This window comes from Longilinea arvoryzae, from assembly GCF_001050235.1.
Taxonomy (GTDB): domain Bacteria; phylum Chloroflexota; class Anaerolineae; order Anaerolineales; family Anaerolineaceae; genus Longilinea; species Longilinea arvoryzae.
The window spans coordinates 316317-338352 of sequence record NZ_DF967972.1; the positions used below are offsets into that span (position 1 = coordinate 316317).

At 60.8% G+C, this 22036-nt stretch carries 22 protein-coding genes; 15 read left to right on the plus strand and 7 right to left on the minus strand.

Features of this window, described 5'->3' with window-relative positions; all coding sequences use genetic code 11:
* Window positions 1–274 precede the first annotated feature (274 nt).
* The 4 genes from serC (at window position 275) to LARV_RS01465 (ending at window position 5254) form a co-directional block, all read left to right on the plus strand.
* Window positions 275–1372 carry a 3-phosphoserine/phosphohydroxythreonine transaminase gene (serC, locus tag LARV_RS01450; RefSeq protein ID WP_075071962.1) on the plus strand — a complete coding sequence of 366 codons (1098 nt, stop codon included), beginning with the start codon at window positions 275–277 and terminating at the stop codon, window positions 1370–1372.
* Window positions 1373–1555: 183 nt separating this feature from the next.
* Entirely contained in the window at window positions 1556–2974 is a 1419-nt protein-coding gene (locus tag LARV_RS01455) for a LysM peptidoglycan-binding domain-containing protein (protein WP_152031651.1), read from the plus strand.
* An 18-nt stretch (window positions 2975–2992) separates the two neighbouring features.
* Window positions 2993–3640: an ABC transporter ATP-binding protein gene (locus tag LARV_RS01460; protein ID WP_075071964.1), complete on the plus strand. Its 648-nt coding sequence runs from the start codon at window positions 2993–2995 to the stop codon at window positions 3638–3640.
* Window positions 3641–5254 carry a hypothetical protein gene (locus LARV_RS01465; RefSeq protein ID WP_075071965.1) on the plus strand — a complete coding sequence of 538 codons (1614 nt, stop codon included), beginning with the start codon at window positions 3641–3643 and terminating at the stop codon, window positions 5252–5254.
* Between the two features lie 7 nt (window positions 5255–5261).
* Here LARV_RS01465 and LARV_RS01470 read toward each other — a convergent pair whose 3' ends face one another.
* Genes LARV_RS01470 through LARV_RS01490 form a run of 5 tightly spaced genes read right to left on the minus strand, consistent with a single transcriptional unit; the run spans window position 5262 to window position 9156 of the window.
* Window positions 5262–6056 carry a GNAT family N-acetyltransferase gene (locus tag LARV_RS01470; RefSeq protein WP_152031652.1) on the minus strand — a complete coding sequence of 265 codons (795 nt, stop codon included), beginning with the start codon at window positions 6054–6056 and terminating at the stop codon, window positions 5262–5264.
* A gap of 14 nt (window positions 6057–6070) precedes the next feature.
* The gene (locus LARV_RS01475; RefSeq protein ID WP_407936362.1) at window positions 6071–6961 is read right to left on the minus strand and encodes a class I SAM-dependent methyltransferase; all 891 of its coding nucleotides are present in this window, start codon (window positions 6959–6961) and stop codon (window positions 6071–6073) included.
* Window positions 6962–6966: 5 nt separating this feature from the next.
* Window positions 6967–7482, minus strand: a complete 516-nt coding sequence (locus LARV_RS01480; protein WP_075071968.1) for a ClbS/DfsB family four-helix bundle protein — start codon at window positions 7480–7482, stop codon at window positions 6967–6969.
* A 35-nt stretch (window positions 7483–7517) separates the two neighbouring features.
* The gene (locus LARV_RS01485) at window positions 7518–8159 is read right to left on the minus strand and encodes a GyrI-like domain-containing protein (RefSeq protein WP_075071969.1); all 642 of its coding nucleotides are present in this window, start codon (window positions 8157–8159) and stop codon (window positions 7518–7520) included.
* 16 nt (window positions 8160–8175) lie between these two features.
* Window positions 8176–9156 carry a helix-turn-helix transcriptional regulator gene (locus tag LARV_RS01490; protein WP_075071970.1) on the minus strand — a complete coding sequence of 327 codons (981 nt, stop codon included), beginning with the start codon at window positions 9154–9156 and terminating at the stop codon, window positions 8176–8178.
* A 163-nt stretch (window positions 9157–9319) separates the two neighbouring features.
* On the opposite strand from LARV_RS01490, the gene LARV_RS01495 reads away from it, so the two are divergent.
* The 11 genes from LARV_RS01495 (at window position 9320) to LARV_RS01545 (ending at window position 20004) form a co-directional block, all read left to right on the plus strand.
* Complete coding sequence (locus tag LARV_RS01495) at window positions 9320–10234, plus strand: nitrilase-related carbon-nitrogen hydrolase (RefSeq protein ID WP_075071971.1); 915 nt, start codon at window positions 9320–9322, stop codon at window positions 10232–10234.
* An 88-nt stretch (window positions 10235–10322) separates the two neighbouring features.
* Entirely contained in the window at window positions 10323–10973 is a 651-nt protein-coding gene (locus LARV_RS01500) for a hypothetical protein (protein ID WP_075071972.1), read from the plus strand.
* 221 nt (window positions 10974–11194) lie between these two features.
* Window positions 11195–11947, plus strand: a complete 753-nt coding sequence (locus tag LARV_RS01505) for a PIG-L deacetylase family protein (RefSeq protein WP_201785853.1) — start codon at window positions 11195–11197, stop codon at window positions 11945–11947.
* A 113-nt stretch (window positions 11948–12060) separates the two neighbouring features.
* Window positions 12061–12801, plus strand: a complete 741-nt coding sequence (locus LARV_RS20275; RefSeq protein WP_172797755.1) for a M23 family metallopeptidase — start codon at window positions 12061–12063, stop codon at window positions 12799–12801.
* Window positions 12798–13508, plus strand: a complete 711-nt coding sequence (locus LARV_RS01515) for an SDR family NAD(P)-dependent oxidoreductase (protein WP_075071974.1) — start codon at window positions 12798–12800, stop codon at window positions 13506–13508. Before LARV_RS20275 ends, LARV_RS01515 begins: the two co-directional genes overlap by 4 nt.
* Window positions 13509–13511: 3 nt before the next feature.
* On the plus strand, window positions 13512–14312 hold the full coding sequence (locus LARV_RS01520) for an AAC(3) family N-acetyltransferase (RefSeq protein WP_075071975.1): 801 nt from the start codon (window positions 13512–13514) through the stop codon (window positions 14310–14312).
* Between the two features lie 3 nt (window positions 14313–14315).
* Window positions 14316–15485, plus strand: coding sequence for a threonine synthase (locus LARV_RS01525; protein ID WP_075071976.1), 1170 nt, complete (start codon window positions 14316–14318; stop codon window positions 15483–15485).
* A gap of 14 nt (window positions 15486–15499) precedes the next feature.
* Window positions 15500–17071, plus strand: a complete 1572-nt coding sequence (locus LARV_RS01530; protein WP_075071977.1) for a sensor histidine kinase — start codon at window positions 15500–15502, stop codon at window positions 17069–17071.
* 27 nt (window positions 17072–17098) lie between these two features.
* A complete protein-coding gene (locus tag LARV_RS01535) occupies window positions 17099–17956 on the plus strand; it encodes an MBL fold metallo-hydrolase (protein WP_075071978.1) in 858 nt (285 codons plus the stop codon).
* Window positions 17957–18241: 285 nt separating this feature from the next.
* Window positions 18242–19300: an asparaginase gene (locus LARV_RS01540; protein WP_075071979.1), complete on the plus strand. Its 1059-nt coding sequence runs from the start codon at window positions 18242–18244 to the stop codon at window positions 19298–19300.
* Window positions 19300–20004 carry an endonuclease III domain-containing protein gene (locus LARV_RS01545; RefSeq protein ID WP_075071980.1) on the plus strand — a complete coding sequence of 235 codons (705 nt, stop codon included), beginning with the start codon at window positions 19300–19302 and terminating at the stop codon, window positions 20002–20004. Before LARV_RS01540 ends, LARV_RS01545 begins: the two co-directional genes overlap by 1 nt.
* Window positions 20005–20125: 121 nt before the next feature.
* On the opposite strand, the gene LARV_RS01550 is transcribed toward LARV_RS01545, so the two are convergent.
* Together LARV_RS01550 and LARV_RS01555 are read right to left on the minus strand one after the other, a co-directional pair.
* Window positions 20126–20869: an HAD family hydrolase gene (locus LARV_RS01550; RefSeq protein ID WP_075071981.1), complete on the minus strand. Its 744-nt coding sequence runs from the start codon at window positions 20867–20869 to the stop codon at window positions 20126–20128.
* A gap of 183 nt (window positions 20870–21052) precedes the next feature.
* Complete coding sequence (locus LARV_RS01555) at window positions 21053–21958, minus strand: DMT family transporter (RefSeq protein ID WP_075071982.1); 906 nt, start codon at window positions 21956–21958, stop codon at window positions 21053–21055.
* Window positions 21959–22036 lie beyond the last annotated feature (78 nt).

Consider the following 22036-nt stretch of genomic DNA (forward strand, 5'->3'; position numbering starts at 1 on the left):
AATCGCGGGTTATGCCGCCATTCATCTCTTAAAACCCGGATCCGCGAGATGTTCTGCCGGGCAGGCCAATCACGCCATCAATATGGCAAACGTTGGCTTATTGTAAGACAAAAGGCATTTGGCAGGTCAAACCGAAATCGGGTATGATTTTAAATGGCATTAACCAGTCCTGAATGGGGACGTTTCGGTTCCAGACCACCTTGTTTAGGATATGTATTGCCAGCTTCAGAAACAACTCGGATCCAAATCAAAATTAAAAAAAGAGGCGATGAGAATGACTTCTGTGAAGCGTGTTCATAACTTCAATGCCGGCCCCTCTGCGATGCCGCTGTCGGTACTCGAAAAGGCTCAGGCCGAACTGCTCAGCTTCAACGGTTGCGGAATGTCCGTCATGGAAATGAGCCACCGTTCGAAGGAATTCGAAGGCATTATCAAGACTGCTGAAGCCGATCTGCGCGAGTTGATGGGCATCCCCGCCAACTACAAAGTCATGTTCCTTCAGGGCGGCGCTTCATTGCATTTTGCCATGGAAGCCATGAACTTCCGGCCGGCTGGCGCATCGGCGGACTACATTGTCACCGGCGCGTGGAGTAAGGCTGCCATCAAGGAAGCCGCCAAGCTCGGAACCACCAATGTGGTCTTCAATGGCGAAGCCGAAAAGTTCAACCGCCTGCCGGCTGCCGGCGAACTGAATTTCGATCCCAAGGCCGCCTACGTCCACATCTGCCACAATGAAACCATTCACGGCGTCGAATTCAAGAGCGAGCCGGTCCTGCCTGCTGGCGTGCCTCTGTTCTGCGATATGTCTTCCGATTTCGTCAGCCAGCCAATCGACGTGACCAAATACGCCATGATCTACGCCGGCGCACAGAAGAATGCCGGCCCCGCGGGTGTCGTGATCGCCATCGTACGCGATGACATGCTCGAACGTGTTCCCGCCAACCTGCCCACCATGCTCGACTACAAGGTGATGGCCGAGAAAGAATCGCTCTACAACACCCCGCCCTGCTGGTCCATCTACATGTGCGGTCTGGTGTTCCAATGGCTCAAGGAGCTCGGCGGCCTGGAAGCGATGTACAAGATCGACCAGCAGAAGGCCAAGATGATCTACGACGTCATCGACAAATCCGGCGGTTACTATCGCGGCCACGCCGTCCCCGAATCGCGCTCGATCATGAACATCCCGTTCCGCCTGGCCAGCGAAGAGCTTGAGGATTTGTTCGTGAAAGAGTCCAAGAAAGCCGATTTGATCGGCCTGAAGGGCCACCGCTCGGTTGGCGGCCTGCGCGCCTCCCTCTACAATGCCGTGCCGCTCGAATCGGTCAAGGCCCTGGCCGATTTCATGGTCGAATTCCAGAAGAAGAACGGCTGATCATTCAGTGGTTCGATTGCCACGGGCTCTGCGAATGCAGAGCCCGTTTTTCTTTCCGGTAAAGGGTGAACCGTGAACGGGGCACCGAAATTGCGTGAGGACGTGCTGCGGTCGAAAACAGGCAGCGGTTCGCGGTTCACCCTTTACGATTTACGCTCCACCGAATCCCGTTATAATAGCGCTATGCATCAACCTAACAAAACCCGCTGGATTCTGCTGCTAACCCTGCTGGCTGCTTTGTTCACCAGCGCAGCCGCCGGTCCAAATTTCACCTCCATTCATGCCGCTCCCCTGCGTTCGGATGTGAATGCCTATGATCTCATCGCGGCCATGAATGCGCTGCGCGTGGCCAACGGCCTGCCGGCTCTGGTCGAAGATCCCATCATCGACGCCGTCGCCCAGTCCACCGCCCAGATCATGGCGGCCAACAACATGTCCTGGCACATCGGCGACGTCTCCGGGCGTTTACAGTCCGCCGGTTACGGCGGCGGCGCCAAGGTATGGGGTACCGAGAACTTCGCCGTGGGCGACATGACGCTGGACGAAATCATGGTGATCTGGTCGGATGCCTCGCATATGATCCCGGCCGTCAACCCGGCCTACTGCAACGTGGGCGCCGGCATCGCAGACGCCGGTGGCGGCCGCTACTACTACGTCCTGCAGGCCGCCTATACCTCTGGCAAGTCCTGCGGCGAATACACCTCGCCGGTCGGGGCCACGCCGGGCGCCGGCCATACGGGCAGCTACGGCATTATCGTTCCGGTCGAGGTATCCACCCCGGGCGCCGACGGCAAGATCTACCACGAAGTCAAATCCGGGCAGTCCCTGTGGTCCATCGCCATTGCCTACCACGTGACCATCAAGGATATCCAGACCTGGAACAACCTCTCCTCGAGCATCACCCTGCAGATCGGGCAGAAACTTTTCATTCCCGACAAGGACACGGTCGGTTACGCCACACCCACCCCGGCGGATATGGTTCAGAAGAGCACCCCGGATGCGGATGGAAAAATCATCCATACCGTTGCTGCTTATAACACCCTCAGCACCATTGCGGATGCCTATGACGTCAGCGTGGAAACCATCCTGGCCTTGAACGGCCTGCAGGCGGATTGGCCGCTGCAGATCGGGCAAAAAATATTGATCTACCCGGGTAACATCACGCCCAGCCCGACGCCGCGCCCGCTCACGCCGATCGAAAAGCTCACCCCGGCCGCGGATGGCAAGTATTACCATACCGTGCAAAGCGGGGAATACCTCTCCTGGATCGCCGATCTTTACGGCGTGAACATCACCGATTTGATGGCCTGGAACAACCTCAACTCCGGCTCGATCCTGCAGCTCAACCAGAAGCTGGTCTTGCAGGTCACGCCGCCCGCCACCGCCACGCCCACCCTTGGGCCGGCCACCGAAACGCCAACGCCCACGCCGGTCACCCCTACCGTCACGCCCACTCTGACCCCGACCCCCACGCAAACGCTCACACCGACGCCCAAACCGCTCATATCGCTTACCGGCGGCACTCCCTGGGTGGGCGGGTCGATCGTTGGCCTGCTGATCGGCATCGCGGTGATTGTGATGCTGATGCGCAAAAAGCGCTGATCAAGCCTTCAGGGTCGAATGCAACCTCAACTCGTCGTCGCTGAAATCAGCAAACAATATGGTTCCTTCCTGGCGTTAGCCCCGGTTTCGTTTGGTTTGAATGCCGGAGAAATCGCGCTCCTTTCCGGCCCAAACGGATCCGGGAAGACAACCCTGCTTTCCTGTCTGTCCGGGTTGATCCGTCCGTCCACCGGAAGTGTAAGCGTGGCAGGCTACGATTCGTACCACGCCGAGGTCGAATTCCGCCGCCGGCTGGCATTCGTCCCGGATGTACCGCGATTTTACGTCGAATTGACCGCCTGGGAACACCTGCGCTTCATCGCCATGGCGCATAACGTCATCCGAGATTTCGACGCGCGCGCGGAAAACATTCTCCGGAAACTCGACCTGTGGGAAGCCAGGGACCTTTTCCCGCACCACTACTCACGTGGCATGCGCCTGAAATTAGGTCTGGCGCTTGCCCTGATCCGCCCCTTCGATGTGCTGCTCCTCGATGAGCCAACCTCTGCGCTCGACCAGCAGGGCATTCAATACCTGCTGGAGGAATTGCATCGCGCCAGCAACCAGGGCGCGTCGATTCTGGTTTCAACCCACGACCCGGCGCTGTTCGGCGATGTCGAATCCCGCAGACTGTTGATTCGCCAGGGCGTTTTCGAGGCGCTGTAAATGCGCGCAGTTCATTTTGTTCGCTCGAGGCAGGAAGAACGCGAACTGGCCTATTGGCTGTCCCTCGTGGCCTACGACCGCCGCGACCGTTCCACGAGTAATTACATCTACCTGGTCTACCTGGTCCTGTTTTTTAGCATCTGGACGTTTTCTGCATTGACCTTTTTCGCCAGCGGGGGCGCACTTTTGCTGCGTTTTCTCGATCCAGACAATCTGGCGCGCGCAGCGATCTTCCTGGAAGTCCTCTTACTGGCAGTCTGGAGCATCTTCACCTTCTGGCAGGCTCTCAAGCGCAGCCCGGTCAGCTTTTCGGAACCGGATGAAACCCTCATCTGCCAGATGCCGGTCAGCCGGCGCAGCCTAGTCCTGCGCTGGGTATGGATGCCCTGGCTGAAGAGCGCCGTGCCGTTCTGGTTGGCAGCAGTCACATTGGGCTTTTCAGTCGCCGAGACGAACATGCCCGGCACCATGGACCTCAGCCGCATTGTGGAATATTCCGGCTATGGATTGCGAGCCTGGCTGGCCGTAATCCCCATCCACCTGGCGCTTTTCTTGTTCCGCTGGTTCGTCGGCGTCGCCCGCCTGAATGGACAATCGGTGCGCCGCTGGCTGGCCTGGCTGGTGATGCCGCTGACGGTCGCGTTTTTCGCATTCCTGCTGATCTTTACGCGCGATCCATCCGCGCTGCCCTCCGGGCTGTGGTCCGGAATTGCCGGAAGGATCCTTCAACCCCTGCAGGCCGGATTTTCACAGATCGGGCTGGCGGCCGGATTGCTCTCAACCTCGCTGCTGGCGCTCGTTACGCTGGCTGCCCTATTCTGGATCAGTCCTTCATTTAGCCTGAACCGCGCCGCCCAGGAAACCAACGAGCTCGAAGCCAGCGAGACCGCCGCGAAATACGGCTTCGTTGGGCTGGTTGAAGAACAACGGCTCAAAAACCGCCTGGGGGTGAACAAGAAACCCAGCCGGCTGCCGGCGCTGGCCGGGGCCGGGGCGCTCCTGTGGAAGGATGTGCTCCAATCGGTGCGTTCCCTGCGTCTGCAATCCATCCTGGCCTGGTTCAGCATCGTCACTGCCATGCTGGCGCTGCCCATTCTCCCCGATCTGGGCAGTCGCGCCTTGTTGATCGCCTTCTGGGTAATCCAGATCGCGCGATTCAGCGTCGCACGGCTTCGCAACGACCTTGCCTGCTGGGTATTGATCCGCCAACTGCCTTTCTCACACACCCGATTCCTGTTTTTCGATCTCGTGGCCGTTTATGCCCTGTCCGTGCTGGCCAGCCTGGCCGGCCTGGCCGTCCACGCAGCGTTCTTCCAGGCCCGCGTGGATCCGTGGGCGGCGTTCATCCCGGGGGTCGTCGCCGGGATTGTCAGCATGGCGGCCTTCGATGTCTGCCGTCAGTCGCGGGATGAATTGTTACTGGCCGGCATTGCCCCGGAATTGAGCGCGTTGGGCAGTCTGCTGGGCGTTGCCGTGGCCGCCGCGCCGATGGCGATCAGCATTCTGGTCTCCGGTTACGCCGGCGTTCTCCTGGCAACGGCAGTCAGCCTGGGGTTGGGCGGGTTGGCCTTTTCCATTGCCGACCAGGCTTACCGCACGATTCACACGGAATAAATCTTCCTCATCCCTGTTTGTTCTCCGGTTCCCAGTAAAATGCGGCGTGGTCGGCGCATTTTTCGAAACCCAGGCTGCCGGCCAGCGCATTGGAAGGTTCATTGTTCCAAAAGCATTCCCAATTCGGTTCGCGGCCCTCTTCCAGGCAGGCCTTCACCAGGGCCGAAGCTGCAGCGTGGGCCAGCCCGCGCCGGCGGCAGCCTTCGGCCGTGTGCACGTCGATCTCCACCCGGGTGCGACTTGCAAACACGCTGGCGCAATGCGCGGCGATCTCCTCCCCGTCCAACAGGCAAAATCCCAGGCCATGGGCCAGAAAATCCGCGGGGCTGCGCCAGGTGGTCATTCCACCCAGACGGGCCAGCAGATCCGCGTCCATGCGCCGCAACCGGAAGCCGGGCGGTGCGGCCGATGGCCTGAAACGCCCGGGGTTCAACCGGTATTCGCGCCGATAGATCGGCGCGTAATGTTTTCCGGCCAGGAAACCTTCCAGCACGGCCTGCCAGCCTGCCGAGAGGGGCGCCAGCACCAGCCCGCGCTCCCCCACCGCCGCCCAGGCCTGAACCAGATCCGCATTCATCTGATCCGCCAGGGATTGGGCAGCGTCCGCGGGAGGTTGGCCGCACAGGTAGAAGTAACCACAGGCAAGCCAGATCCACGCGCTGGAAGGCGCATCCGCCCGATCGACGAACACCCGTCCCGGATTGATGCGCTCGCACACCGCCTCGGGCAGAACCGGGCGCCAATCGCCGCCCGCCAGCAGCGGCAGGACGCGTTCGAATTGTTCTCCGGGAATCTCGTGCATATCCGCCCGCTGCTTCACGAATTTTCGCCCACAGCGACCAACTGCGTGGCTCCATGAATGCCAATCGCGTGCAGGCGGACACGCAGTTCTTCGCCGCGCTGCTTCAGCGCCGCCGCCCCGGGCAGCGCTTCGGCGCGGCTCTGGTATTGATCGATGATCCCATCGAGGCGCCGGATTCCTTCGACCTCGAGCGGATCGGATTCGAGATCGCGTTCGTCCGCGAACTGCCACGCGAGCCGCATGCCCCCCAACAGCTCCACCAACCCGGCGCGGGTGAAGGTCTCGTGGTGAACCACGCCGCTCGCGCTGTCGATGGCTGCCCACCAGTGATGCAACAGGACATGGGTCAGTTGGGTTTCACTCTGATTGTCGCTGTACATCTCCGTCAGGATGCAGCGCCCGCCGGGTTTGAGGACGCGCCGCATTTCGCGCAGCGCCCGGGCCGGATCAGGCAGATGATGCAGGGAAGAGGCCATGCAAACCGTGTCGAAGCTGGCATCCGGGAAATCGAGTTGCATGGCATCCATACAACGGAAGGATGCCTTCGGTTGGCCGGCAAAGGCCTGCCCAAAAGCCTCGCCGTAGCGTTCGACCGCATCCACCCCGATCAATTCGTCGAACTCTTTGACGTTTTCCAGAATATAACCGGCAAAGCCTCCGTGCCCGGTGGCCACGTCCAGCACCCGGCCGGCCGAAAGTGTGTTGAGCATCTGGGTCAATTCCATGATCACCTCAGCGATTGTAGAATGCAGGTTTTCAAAGTATAGCCCAGCCGGGCAGGAGGTGTCCCCCTGCCAGCGGCCAGTTTTTTTCCTGGCAGAGGGGATTTTACGAAGTAATATCTGAGAACCTACAAAAAGGGCCTCACCCGCGTCGTAACCAGGTGAGGCCCTTATTCGATTCAAGTCCCTCAGGCAGCGGCTTTCTTCCGCCGCGGGAATAACTTCTTGCGCATTTGAGTGTGCGCCCAGCGGAAATGGCTGCCTGTATTGGCCTGGATGAGCAACGCCAGGGTATTGCTGCCCGCCCAGGGGTAACGCCCGCGGCGAAACAGGTCTTCTTCGCTCAACCGGAAAGCCAACGCCCGGACTTCTTCGAAGGCATCCGCAAACAACTTCTCCGCTTCTTCCAGCGGGCAGCCGGCGTATTTCTCATAGATGACCTGGTTCAACACCGGAAGTTGCGACCATTTATAACCGGGCGCGGGCAGGATGGGTTTTTCGCCACGCTGCCCGGCGGCATACCAGCCCAGTAGCATGTGCATCCATTCGGCCAGGTGCGCCAGCACGTCTTTGGGTGACCAATCACCCAGCGCGCCCGCACTTACTTTCTGTTCAGGCGTCAATGCCGCCAGAAATTGGTCCAGTTTGTCTTTTTCAGCTTGAAAATCGGCAATCAAATCGGTTTTCGTCGTTGCTCTTGGCACTCTATGGCTCCATGTTGATGAATTTTTTGATCCGCTCAGCGCTCGATCGGATGACGCAATACGGTTTTCATTTTCTCCGGCGCAGCTTTGCGCGGATCGCTCATATAGATCTCGTGGTGTTTGCCGCCGCTGCCCAGTTGCGCGTGATAGCCCTGCTGCACGGCAAAAGCGTGCATCCTGTCCACGTTGGCCGGTTCGGTGGCATATGGCCCGATGTGCATCATCTGCACGCATAGCCCCTCCTCGAAACCATCCAGGCGCAGGCGTGCAAAGGCCGGCTGGTCGCCGCGCTTCTTGCGCAGTTGCGCCAACCCCTCCGCGAAGATCTCCGCTGTAACAACCTCAGGTTGCAGGATCATTACCGTCCATTTCCAGTTATCGGCTACGCGGAGGTCAAATTTTCCGTCCTCCACCCACCACAAACCCTCCAACGCCATGACCGGGTAGTCGATGGGATCGTCCTTGCGCAGCTTGACCATGAACTTGAGCGTGTAGGCGATACCATACAGCGCCGCGACCGCTTCCTGAAAGGCGGGCGAATTGCCGGGCAATACCCCGGGTTCGATGTCACCGTCCAGCATGGCAAATTGAAAGCGTGGCACCTGAATGATCTCCGGTGTTTTTGCTGAAGGCTGGTAGTAGGGCTTCAATGATTTCTTCAAATCGAGCTTTTCCATTTTGTTTTCTCCATCTCTACGTATTCATCCTGGTAATTTCCGCCGCCCAGGCGCGCACCATCTGGCGTAGTTCCGGCGGCTCCAGCACGCTTACCAGTGGGCCATAGGCCAGTGTGGAAGAAGCCGCCCAGCCCAGGTCGGGGCTGAGCAGGGTGACGGTCACGCTGCCATCCGGTTCCTCGCGTAACGTTTCCCAGGCGACGCGGTTCAGGCGCGCCACGTGCGCCGCAGCCGGTTCGAAGCGCAACGTGGCAGCGATTTGCGGCTGGCTGGCGAACTCCTGCGCCAGGTAGGCACGCACGTCGAAGTCCGCCGGTGTACTAAAGCGCTCGTCCAACAGCACCAGACTCTCCATGCGGTCCACACGGAAGGAGCGCACCGCTTTACGCAGGTGACAGTAACCAGCAAGGTACCACCAGCCCCAGCGGTGCACCAGCGCGTAGGGATCCACGCAGCGCTGCCGGGGTTGTTCGCTGCTGCCGGAGAAGTAGCGCATACTCACCACGCGTTGTTGATGAACGCCGCGGCGCAACACCTCCAGCAGCGGGGCAAGGGCATCCAGGTCGGCCCGGTTCAGGCCGGTGGCTGCCAGCGAACGCCGCGCCCAGGCGATTTCTCCGCGCTGTTCATCGGGCAGCACGTTCTCCAGCTTCGCCAGCGCGCCGCGGGCTGCTTCGCGATAAAGCTGGCCCCACATTTCCTCCACCAGGCCGGTCCCCAGTGAAACTGCCACGGCCTCCTCGGGGGTGAACACCAGCGGTGGAAGGCGGTAGCCGCGCACCAGCGAGAAACCGCCGTTCGGCCCACGCTCGGAGTAGACCGGAATGCCCATTTCATCCAGCATGCCCAGGTAACGGTGCAGCGTGCGCACCGAGACGCCCAATTTTTCGGACAGTTGGGCGGCTTTCTGATTGGGTTGGCGTTGCAGGAGCAAAATGAGGGTGATCAAACGCGGTGCGGTTGCCAGAGTTGCCTCCCGGCCGGGTTGTGCGGCCAATCTCTATTGATTATCGGATGGATATATGTCAATTCCTGACATAATTATGACAAGATGAATACGATCGAGCAAGAGACTGACCGGGGTACGGTTTGCTTTTTCCGGCAGAGTCCTGTACAAATGATCCTGCTTTTAGCAAAAAAACGAAACAGAGGATCCATTCATGCAAAATATCACCATCGCCGCCGTTTCCACCCGAAATCGATTGGGACAACCCATTGATGCGCTGGCTGATATGCGCGCCTGGACGGAAAAGGCCGTCCGGCAGGGTGCAGAATTGGTGCTCTTCCCCGAACTCAACGTCACCGGTTACATCCAGCATGCAGCCGCGCGCCAATGGGCTGAACCCATCCCCGGACCATCCACCCGGCAGGTAATCCAACTGGCCCGCGATATGGGTGTAATCCTTTCCTGCGGCATTCTCGAACGCGAGGAAGATCGTTTCTACTGCACTCACATTCTCGCCAACGGCAGCGGCCTGATCGGCAAGCAACGTAAGATCCACACGCCCGTCCAGGAACAGCCTTATTGGGGCTTTGGCGGATCAATCGAAGTTTTCGATATCGGCAAGATCAAAGTGGGGATAACGATTTGCCGCGATTCCTTTTTCGATGAGATGACGCGCACCCTGTTCATGAAAGGCGCTGAACTCGTGTTGATGCCGTTCGGATACTACAACGTCCCGCGCAGCCGCTACCTCAAGGAAACCATCCACGGCATGTCCATCCAGAAAGCCTGCTGGACGAACGGCTTTTTTGCCCTGGTCTGCGACAGCGCCGAAGATCGCGCGCCGAACGAATGGGAGGAGAACGGCGCCAAATTCCCGGGATGGGCTGGTGTAATCGACCCGTGGGGCAGCCCGCTGGTTTTTGTAGAGCGTGACGGCAACGGCGAAGCCATGGTGGTGCAGGGAATCAGCGCAGAGGTTCTCCAGAACCGCCGCAATCATCCCAATTTTTTGGCGGCCGAACTGCGTCCCGAGCTTTATCAATGGACGCAAGCATCCTCCGAAACGTCTGACCCCGGATTAATTCATCTCAGGCGTCATTTCAGTATTCCACGGCCGATGCCAACCTAACATTAAGGAAAAGGTTCACCCGGGCAGCCCGGTTTGTGATTTAATCATCTCGTGAGCTTTTCTTTATCCCCTGGAGGTTACCGCGCCCATGTTATCTCAATCCCTGATCCCCAGTGAACTGGTTTACTTCAACGCCGAAAAATTCGCCTCGACCAGGGGCGTTTTCAACAAAGTCAGCCTGCAACACACGACTCTCCAGGTGAATCGCATCGAGCTGGTTCAGTATCTGCTGGCGGCCGCCTTTTTGGCGAACGAAAAGGCCGGCCTGCTGTGCCTGGGGCTGCGCAAGAAGAAGACGTTTTTCGGACTCAGCTCGCATATGGCGCTGTATGCCGACCCGAGCGGCCAGCCTTCAAGTTGGGAAGGCCCCTGCCTGGAAGCCGACCTGTTGGACGCCGCTGAACACTCGGCCAACAGCGAAGTCGCCAGCATCGTTTCGGCATGGTTGGGGCGCAATTATTCCGAACCTTACGATGAGGTGCTCGAACGTTCGAAAGCCAACCTGGCCGAACGCGGGCTGCTGGATATGCAGGAAGAGCGCAGGTTGAAAATCTTCGTCAGCCACAGCTATTCCCTGCCCGAGGAATGCCGCGCTTTCATCGCCGCCCAGCCGCTGGACCCGCTCAACGATCTGCTGCAGGCCTGCCAGACTTCCAGACCGCAGGTGTGGCAGGCGCTGCTGCGGGATGCCAAGAGCGCCGTCGATTCGCGCCAGGAACAAATGGACGTGGACGGTTGAAGAGAAAGACCAGCCACAGAGATCACAGAGAACACAGAGAAGATGATCAGAGATCAAGAGGATAAGAAAGCCGCTCGATAAAATCGGCCAATTTTCTTTCCTCTTTTTTTTATTCCGGTGTTCTCTTCTTCCTCTGTGATCTCTGTGGCTATCTTTTTGTAATTTGTACAACCGCCATCCTTTGGGGTACACTTTCTAGAATGCATCGAGGAGAATCATCTATGACCAACTCATTGTATATTCCTGAAAGCGCCATGGCCATCGTTGCCCATCCGGACGACATTGAATTCACCTGCGCCGGTACGCTGGCGCGCTGGGCCAGGGCCGGCGCGCGCATCGCCTACCTGTTGTGCACCAGCGGCGACGTCGGCATCGCCATCCCCGGTATGACCCGCGCCCGCGCCACCGAGATCCGCGAGGCCGAAGCCCGCGCCGCCGCCGAGATCGCCGGCGTGAGCGATATCACCTTCCTGCGCGAACCGGACGGCCTGCTGGAAGCCACCCTCAGCCTGCGCAAGCAGATCGTGCGCCAGATCCGCCGCTTTCGCCCCGAGGTCATCCTGACCGGCGACCCAACCGTTGTGATTTCCAGCAGCGATTACATCAACCACCCGGATCACCGCGCCGCCTCGCTGGCCGCGCTGGAAGCCACCTTCCCGGCCGCCGGGCAACCCAACCTGTTCGAGGAGCTGGCCGGGGAAGGCCTGACCGCCTTCAAACCCCGCAAGGTTTACATCACTGCCTGGGATAAAAGCGATACCTTCGTCAGCATCGACGAGACCATCGATATCAAGATCGCCGCCCTGCGGGCCCACAAAAGCCAGATGAAAGACTGGGATCCGGAACCGAGGATCCGCGAGTGGGCTGCCGACACTGCCCGGGGCAAGGAAATGCGCTATGCCGAAGGTTTTCGCGTGGTGACGTTGGAAGACGACGAAGCCTGGGGCAAGCGCCACGGCAACGTGCAAGAATAACCGAAATTAGCCTCGCGCCGGTCCTCCGGCTATATAATGGCCGGTCCTCCGGCTATATAATGGCCGGCCCTCCGGTCATAATGGCCGGAGGACCGGCTATAATGGACTTTCCGATGAAGAAGTTCCTTAAATTCACGCTCTCGATGGCCTTCATCGCCGCCCTGGTGGCCGGCTATTTTTTGTTCCTGCGGCCCAACCCGGACGGCTCGAGCGGTTCGATCTCGCAGCGCCAGCGCATGATCCTGGCCTACCTCAACGATCCCGCCGCGCACGCCGATTGGGTTTTGCCGGCCGGCCAACGCTGCGCGAACGCGCCCTTTCAAATGCCCACGGACGGCTACATCGGCTTCACCTGGGATGACTCCTTCTCGCCCGGCCACCGCCACACCGGACTGGACATCTTCGGGGGCGACGAACCCGGCCTGACGCCGGTGTATGCCGCCTATGACGGTTATCTCACCCGCGAGGCGGGCTGGAAATCCACGCTCATCATCCGCGTCCCATCCGACCCGCTGCAGCCGGGCCGCCAGATCTGGACCTACTATACGCACATGGCCAACCGGCTGGGCGCGGCCACCATTTCCGACCAGTTTCCGCCCGGCACCCAGGAAGTGTTCGTCGAAGCCGGGACGCTGCTGGGCTATCAGGGAAATTATTCCGGCGACCCGCTCAACCCGGTCGGCGTGCACCTGCACCTTTCGATCGTAAAAGACACCGGCGCGGGAGGTTTCCTGGACGAACGCGATATCGACAACACGCTCGACCCATCGCCCTATTTCGGCATGGCCTTGAACGCCACCGAGAATCCGGACGGCGTGCCGTTGTGTCCGCCGGAAACGCAGGCTCAGCCTTGAACACGGCCCTGGACGGCAAGACGGCGCTGGTGATCGGCGCGGGGCGCTCGCTGGGACGGGCGCTATCCCTTGCGCTTGCCGGCGCGGGCGCGGCCGTGGCCGCGCAGGACCTTTCACCGGTCGGGCTGGATGCCACAGCGGATGCCGTGCGCGCGGCGGGCGGATCGATTCGCGCCTACTGCGGTGAAACCGGCAAAGGCCTGCCCGCCGGGGCGCTCATGGACGAAGTGCTGAACGATTTTCAGCGCATCGATCTGTTTTTTCACTGCGCCTGGGCGCATCCAATAGCCGGCCTGCTGGAACTGGACGAGTGGGACTGGCAGCGCGCCTTCGAGACCAACGTCACCTCGCCCTACCTGCTGCTCAGGCTGGTCGGCCGGCACATGCAGGATCTGCACGGCGGCGCGGCGGGCATTTTTGCGGTCGACGCCGCCCGGCCGCCCGTTTTCGCGGCCAGCCAGGCAGCCCGCCTGGCGCTGGTGCGCGCCGCCGCCGCCGAGTTTTCGGCGTATAATATTTCTGTATTCGCCATCTGTCTGGGGGACCATCAGAGCATCAGCGGTGAGGCTACTGTGCCGCCGGGTGACGAGACATTGGCATTAGCGCGGGCTGTCCGGTTGGCCCTGCAACTTGCAGGCAGTCCGACATTGCCGCGCCAGATCGTCTACCGGCCCAATGCAGATCCAAAACCTTCCTCCCCGGAGTGACTCATGCTCTCCTACCGCGACCTGGTGAGTGGATTAAAACAAATCAATCTGGATGCCCATACGCCGGTCATCGCCCATGCTTCGCTTTCCGCCTTTGGCGAGATACGCGGCGGGGCCGACGCGCTGCTGGGCGCGCTCCTCTCGCAGGTGGGCGGGTTGATGATGCCCACCTTTACCTACACCACCATGATCACGCCCCAGGAGGGCCCAGCCGAGAATGGCATGGCCTACGGCAGCGGCGAAGACCAGAACCGCATGGCCGAATTCTATTCTCCGGATATGCCCGCCGATCGTCTGATGGGCGTAACCGCCGAGATGCTGCGCCGGCACACGCAGGCCAGACGATCCACCCACCCCATCCTGTCCTTCAGCGGCCTCAATGTGGACGATGCTCTGGAAGCGCAAACGCTGGCCGAGCCCCTGGCGCCCATCGAAGCGCTGGCTGACCAGGGTGGTTGGGTGGTGCTGCTGGGGGTGGACCACACCTGCAACACCAGCCTGCACGTCGCCGAAAAACGCGCCGGGCGCACGCAGTTCATCCGCTGGGCACTCACCCAGGAAGGTGTGCGCGCCTGCCCGGGTTTTCCGGGCTGTTCGAATGGCTTCGAAGCCATCCAACCCCTGTTGAGCGGCATCACCCGCAGCGTGACGATCGGTTCGGCCGAAGTGCGCGCCATTCCGCTGGTTCCCATGCTCGATATCGCCGCCGGATGGATCCGCGAAGATCCGCTGGCGCTGTTGTGCAGTTCGCCGGATTGTGAACGCTGCCAGACTATTCGTACCATTACCGCTCCAACCCCATAGATCATGACAAACCTACCCAAAAGCTATCTAACTCATCTGGAATGCCCCGAATGCGGCCGGAGGTTCGACGCCGACCAGGTTCAAACCTATTGCCCCGACTGTCGTTCACCCCTCATGGCGCGCTACGATCTGGCGCGTCTGCGCGGTGATGCCACCCGCGAGCAATTCGGTCAACGCCCACGCGGCATGTGGCGCTGGGCCGAACTGCTGCCCGTCCGCGACCCGCGCTACCGCCTGACGCTGGGCGAAGGGGACACTCCGCTCCTCCCGCTGGCGCGTACCGGCGCCGCGCTCGGGATGGACGCCCTGTTCGTCAAAGACGAGGCCCTCAACCCGACCGGCTCGTTCAAAGCGCGCGGGCTGTGCGCCGCGGTCAGCCGCGCGTTGGAACTGGGGGTCCGTGAATTCGTCATTCCCACCGCCGGCAACGCCGGCGGGGCGCTGGCGGCCTACGCCGGGCGGGCAGGCGCGCCGGCTCACATCTATATGCCGGCGGATACACCACGCGCCAATCAGATCGAAGTGCAGGCGGCCGGAGCAGACCTGCACCTGGTGAACGGCCTGATCAACGACGCCGCGCGCGAAGCCGGAGCCGAGGCCGCCGCCCGGGGCTGGTTCGATGTCTCCACCTTCAAGGAGCCTTACCGCTGCGAAGGCAAGAAAACCATGGGGTTGGAACTGGCCGAAGCCTTTGGCTGGCGCCTGCCGGACGTGATTCTCTATCCCACGGGCGGGGGCACCGGCCTGGTGGGCATGTGGAAAGCCTTCGCCGAGCTGGAAGCCCTGGGGTGGATCGGATCGCAGCGCCCGCGCATGGTCAGCGTGCAGGCCGATGGCTGCGCGCCGATCGTACGCGCTTTCCAGCAGGGCGCACCGCGCGCCGAAGCCTGGCAGAACGCCCATACCCTGGCCTCCGGGCTGCGCGTACCGGCCGTTTTTGCCGACCGGCAGGTGCTGCAGGCCCTACGCGAAAGCAACGGCACGGCCCTGGCCGTGTCGGATGAAGACATCACCGCCGCCCAGTCCGAGCTGGCGCGCGGCGAGGGTATTTTCGCCGCGCCGGAAGGCGCCGCCACGCTGGCCGGCCTGCACCAATTGCGCCAATCGGGTTGGATCGCTGCGCACGAAACCGTGGTGCTGTTCAACACGGGCAGCGGATTGAAATACATCTAGGGGAAAAGGTTTTCATGACTGCTCAGGACCGCACTCGCTCCTCGCTGGAACTCCTGCTCGACATCAGCCGTGAACTGGCCACCACGCTGGATATGCACACCGTGCTGGCGCGCGTTCTCGATCTGTCGGTCGCCAACATCGGAGCCGAACGCGGCAGCCTGATCATCCTGGATGCCAACCAGGAGCCGGTGGACGCCGCCATCGTTGTCGGCGGGCGCATGCTGCCGCACACCGTCGAGCAGTTGAAGGGCACGCTTTCGCACGGACTGGCCGGCTGGGTGATGCGCAACCGCACCGCGGTTCTGGTGCCGGATACCAGCCAGGACGAACGCTGGATGCGCCGCGAGGATGACTCAGCGGAACGCACCGGCGCCAAATCGGCCATGTGCCTGCCGCTCACCGCGCGCGAGAGCATCGTCGGTGTGCTCACCATCGTTCACCCCGAACCGGGCGTATTCACCGATGAACAACTGGCCCTGCTGCGCGCCATCAGCGACATCGCCGGCATGGCCGTTCACAACGCCCAGTTGTATACCTCGCTCGAAAACGCCCACCGCCGCTATCGCGAGTTGTTCGAAGATTCGATCGATCCGATCTTTGTCACCACCCTCAGCGGTCAAATTCTGGAGGCCAACCGGCAGGCCGCCAACGTCACCGGTTATTCGCTGGAGGATCTTCCCAAACAGGCCGTGCAAGACCTGCATGCCGTGCGCTGGGACCGGGTGGGCGCGGGATTCGAACGCCTGGCCGGCAGCCTGACCGTACGCTACGAATCGGAGTTGAGAGTCAGGAACGGCGCCAAACTGCCCGTGGATGTGTACGCCCGCCGCGTCGAAATCGAAGGCGCGCCGTGTTTGCAGTGGATCCTGCGCGATATTTCGGAACGAAAAGACCTGGACGCGCTGCGTGAAGACCTGAGCGCCATGATCTATCACGACCTGCGCTCACCACTGGCCAACATGATCTCCAGCCTGGACATTCTGGCCTCGCTGCTGCCCCTCGACGAAAACGACACGCTCAAATCCGTCTTCCAGATTGCCACGCGTTCGACCGAGCGCATGCAGCGCCTGATCAGTTCGCTGCTGGATATCCACCGGCTGGAGGCCGGACAGTCGATCGCCAACCGGACCGAGGTGTCCATCGCCAGCCTGGTCGGTGACGCGCTCGATTCCGTGGTGCCCATGGTGGATACCAAGCACCTGAGCGTGACCCAGGAACTGGCCCCGGACCTGCCGCCGGCCTTCGTGGATTCGGACATGATCCGGCGTGTGGTGACCAATCTGCTGGACAATGCCAGCAAATTCACGCCCATGAACGGCGTGCTGCGCATCACCGCCTGCCGGAAAGGCGAGTGGATCGAGGTCGGCGTGTCGGACAGCGGGCCGGGCATTCCGCCCGAGGCGCACGAGGCCATTTTCAATAAATTTACCCGTCTGCACACCGAGCGCATGCCCAAGGGATTGGGTCTGGGGCTGGCATTCTGCCGCCTCGCGGTGCAGTCACATGGTGGTAAAATCTGGGTGGAAGACGAGCCGGGTCACGGGAGCCGCTTCCTGTTTACGTTGCCTGTGGCAAAGACGGCCTGAGGTCGAATTTATCTCTTGAGGATTGGTATGCAGGAAATCGCTGCTCATGTTTTTATCGAAACTGCTTTTCCCGGCGTTACTTTGGGCGCCATCAACACGCCTCACGGCCTGATCCTGATCGATGCGCCGCTGCGCGCCGAAGATACGCGCTCGTGGCGGTCGGCGCTGCTCAATTTGAGCGGCGGCGTGGAACGGTTGTTGATCAATCTGGACGCGCACTTCGACCGCACCCTGGGCGCGCGCGCCATGGACTGCTCCATCGTTTCGCATGAAAAAGTCGCCCAGATTTTTCGCAACCGCCCGATTACCTTTAAAACCCAGGGGGCCGAGACCGGCGCGGAGTGGGAACTTTACAATAACCTGGGCAGCATTCGCTGGGCGCCGCCGGAAATCACCTTTACCGAAGAAATGACCATTCACTGGGGCGGCAACCCCATTCGCCTGGAGTATCGTCCGGGCGCTTCGGTGGGCGCGCTGTGGCTGAACCTGCCCGAAGAACATGTTTTGTTCATTGGCGATGCCGTCGTACCGGACCAACCGCCCTATCTCGCCGGAGCCGACGTGCCTGTCTGGATCGAAACGCTGCGCCGCCTGCTCTCCGAGCAGTTCCAGAACCACACGCTGGTCAGCGGGCGGGGTGGATTGATCACCCAGGCCCAGGTACGCGCCCAACTGGCCTACCTCGAGCGCGTTCGCCAGCGCATCGATGGGTTGGTGGAGAACGGGGCCAGGGTCGAGGATACCGAAGCCCTGATCGCCCCCCTGATGCAGGACTTCTCGCCCGCACCCGAACGGCGTCGCCTGTACGAGCAGCGCCTGCGCTGGGGTCTGCGCCAGTATTTCCTGCGCCGCAGTTATCCGGAGAGCATCGAGATCGAGGAATAGGGAAAGAAAGCCACAGAAAACACAGAGTTCACTGAGGAAAGAGAAAGAGTAGAAAAAGAAAGCCACAGAAAACACAGAGGTCACTGAGAAAAGAGAAAAATAAGAAAACAGGAGTGAACACGCTCCTTTTGATTACTTTACTCAATGGTCTCCGCAGCACCTTTTTTATAAAATCTGTGATGTTCTGCGAAACCAATCTTCTTAATTGGTTCAATTTCTTTTCTCTGTGCTCTCTGTGGTCTCTGTGGCTTTTCTTTTCAACCTCAAATAATAAGGACACTTTGGATGACCTATCCTAACTATCAACCGCTCGTCGAGGTCACTCGCGGGCCCATCGTCGAATCGATCCATTGCGGCGCGATCGCCGTGGTGGATGTGCACGGCCATGTGGTCGCCAGCGTGGGCGATCCCGAAATCATCACCTACCCGCGTTCCACTACCAAGCCCGTTCAGGCGCTGCCCTTTGTCGAACTGGGCGGCCCGCAGCACTTCGGCCTGACCGAACGCGAGCTGGCCATCCTGTGCGCATCCCATTCCGGCACCGACGAGCACTTCCGGGTCGTTTCGGGCATCCAGGCCAAGATTGGCGTCACCGAAAGCGACCTGCTGTGCGGCGTTCACGACCCGCAGGACGAAGCCACCGTCGAGGCCATGCGCCAGCGCCATGAATTGCCCACCTCCAACCGCCACAACTGCTCGGGCAAGCACACCGGCATGCTGGCCCAGGCCGTCCTGCGCGGGCTTTCGAAGAAGGAATACATCGACCCCAACCATCCGGTCCAGCAGTTGATCATCAAAACCTTCAGCGAGATGACCGAGATTCCGCGCGAGGATATTCTAATCGGCATCGACGGCTGCTCTGCGCCGGTGTTCGCCCTGCCGCTGCGCAACATGGCCATGGCCTTCGCCCGCCTGGCCGGTCCGAGCGAACTGTCGCCCGAACGCGCCGCAGCCTGCCGCCAGATCACGCATGCCATGATGAGCAACCCGGACATGGTGGCCGGGCCCGGGCGCTTCGACACGATCGCCATGGGTTTGCTTGAAGGGCGCATGTTCGCCAAAGGCGGCGCCGAAGGTTACCAGGGCATCGGCCTGCTGCCGGACGCTCTGGGCCCGGGCAGCCCCGCGCTGGGCATCACCTTCAAAATCGCCGATGGCGATCAGGGTGGGCGCGCCCGCCCGGTGGTGGCCATCGAAATTCTGCGCCAGCTCGGGCTGCTCTCACAGGCCCAGATCGACGAACACCTGGCCGCGCTGGCTGCCCGGCCCAACACCAACTGGCGCAAATTCATCGTGGGCGAAATTCGGCCGTCCTTCGAGCTGAAATTGAAGCGCACCTGGTAATGAACGCTCCGAAACCCGTCCCGCCCGCCGAAATCCAGCAGCGCGCCGCCGAAGTGCACCGCCGTCTGCTGGCCTTCTACGGCATGCCCGAGTGGCGCGATCCGCTGCCCGCGCTGGACGAACTGGTTTCGACCATCCTTTCGCAAAACACCAACGACCGCAACCGCGACCTGGCCTTCAACAACCTGCGCGCCCGATTCCCGACCTGGGAGGCGGTACGCGACGCCCAACCCGGACAGGTCGTCGAGGCCATCCGCATCGCCGGGCTTGGGAACCAGAAAGGCCCGCGCATCCAGGCCGTGCTGCGCCAGATCAGCGCGGAACGCGGTTCGTTGGACCTGAGCTTCCTGGCCGACTTGCCGGTCGCCGAAGCCATGGCCTGGCTGACGCGCTTCAACGGCGTCGGGCCTAAGACGGCCTCCATCGTGCTGGTCTTCTCGCTGGGCAAGCCCGCCTTTCCGGTGGACACGCACATCTACCGCGTCACCGGGCGCATCGGGCTGCGGCCGGAGAAGATGAGCGTCGAGGATGCGCATTCCTATCTGGCAGCCCAGTTCCCGCCCGCCGAGTACGGCCCGGCGCATTTGAACCTGATCCACCTGGGGCGCGAGATCTGTCACGCGCGCAAGCCGGATTGTCCCCGATGCCCGCTCAAAGACCTGTGCGATTATTTCCAACGGGCAAGCGCCGCAGTCGGAAGCTGACAGGATCAACCGGATTTTAAACAGAAGAGATGCGGTCTACCAAAGATCGCGCCTCTTTTTTCAGCCTGGGGCCGGAAACCGCCAACCCTGCCCGGCTGCAATCGTCCTGGTCTTTTTTACGTTACAAATCCGCCTCGAGCAGCTCTTCCAGCGAATGGATGATCGCGTCCGGCGGATTTTGCCCAGCCTGGGTGGTCGGCTCGTTGCGGCTGTTCAACCAGATGACGCGCATTCCCACCGAGCGCGCCCCCACCACGTCCTGTTTATACGTATCGCCGACGAACAGCGCCTCTTCCGGCTTCCAACCGCCGGCGTCCAGCGCGTATTCGAAAATCCGCGGGTGCGGCTTGAGATAACCGGTTTCGGAGGAGACGATCACCGGGCCGAACAGCCCGCGCAATCCCTCGGATTGCAGCAGGCGTTCCAGCAGCGCACCCGGAAGCATCATATTCGATATAATTCCCAGCTTGAAGTTGAGGTTGGTCAATGCGCGCAGCACCTTGCCGGCCGCCGGATCGATGCGCATGTATTTCATCGTATCGATGTGCGACAACAGGCGTTCGTATTGATCGCCATTGAGCGCGTGTGAAAAGATCTTCGGCAGAAGACCGCGCAGGATTTCGCTGCTGCGGGGTACGATCAAACCACCGTTCTCCAGGCTGATGAAACGCTGAAAATAATCGCGCTCGAACACGCCCGATAACTCGGCCGGGCCAACGCCCGGGCGCAGGTACGGCGCCAGTAGCGGGTCGACAGCGATGCGCGCCATCCCGTCCCAGTCCAGATATAAATACCGCGGGTCCAATCCCGGGGTGGGCGTTGCCAGCACATAACCAAAATCGAAGAAAATAACGCGAATTGCCATTCAATCCCCTCCGGATCTGATTTTACACTGAATTGAGAATCAAAAAGGACAGAATTTAACGCCGACGAAATAAAAGACAACCGGAACCGGCCGGAGAATCAACATAGCGGTCCATTTTTTCAGGGACCCGTATGAAACGGCTTTTTCTCTCAGGAGCGGCAGCGTTCCAGGCCGCACACCGGATCAGTCGGCGGGCGATCCCTCCACGGCCCGTTTTTGGCTGGCCCTCAGCGAGCCAAAATAGACGCCCGCGACCACCAGAACGGCCCCGACAAACACCCAGGGCGTAAACTTTTCATGATCCAACCAGGCCGAGGCCGCTATCCCAATGAAGGGGAAGATCACAAAGGAATAGGAGACCGTGGAGGCCGGCCAGCGATTGAGTACATAGACGGTCAGAATAAAGATCGCGCACGAACCGAACAGGATCAGGTAAATCAGCGCGCCCCAGGTGGTCGCTTTGACCGGCACAGGGTGAGGTTCGTGAAACAGCATCGACATCAGGAACAGGATCACCGAACCGACGGCCATGCCGATCATGTTGGTGGTGACGGGGTGGCTGCCGGGAAAGCGTTTGATGAGCAGCCCGGCTTCGGCAAAGCATACCGACCCCAGGGTAATGGCCAGCAACGCCGCCAGCGGAGCATTGGCGGGGCCTTTCGCGCCATAAATGACCGCGATGCCGGCCAAAGAAAGCAGCGATCCAAACAGGGCCCGCAAACGGAAGGGTTCGAGACGCTGCGCGACTGCAAAAATCAAAGTAAAGAGGGGCACCAGCGCCAAAAAGATGCCCGCCGTGCCGGCCTGGACTTTTTGCAGCCCCCAGTAAAGAAATGAATAATTCGCCCCAAAATTGAGCACACCGTACAGCACCGCGCCAAGCAGGTTGCGGCCGGATGGCAGCGGCAGACGTTTTATGGCAGCGATTCCGGCCAGAATCAGGAAAGCCGGAACAAATCGCAACACCGCGCCCCAAAACGGCGGCAGCTCCTCCACGGTCAAACGCACTCCCAGGCCGTTGAACCCGGCCAGAAAGATCGTCATCAGGAAAGCCGCCAGGGTGGCGCGCTCTCCGACAAGGTTTTTCATACTTCCTCCGCGATTTCTACCGATAATCTGCCATCCATAAAACCTCCGGCCCGGGCCCGGCCGGAGGCTCTCTTTCTT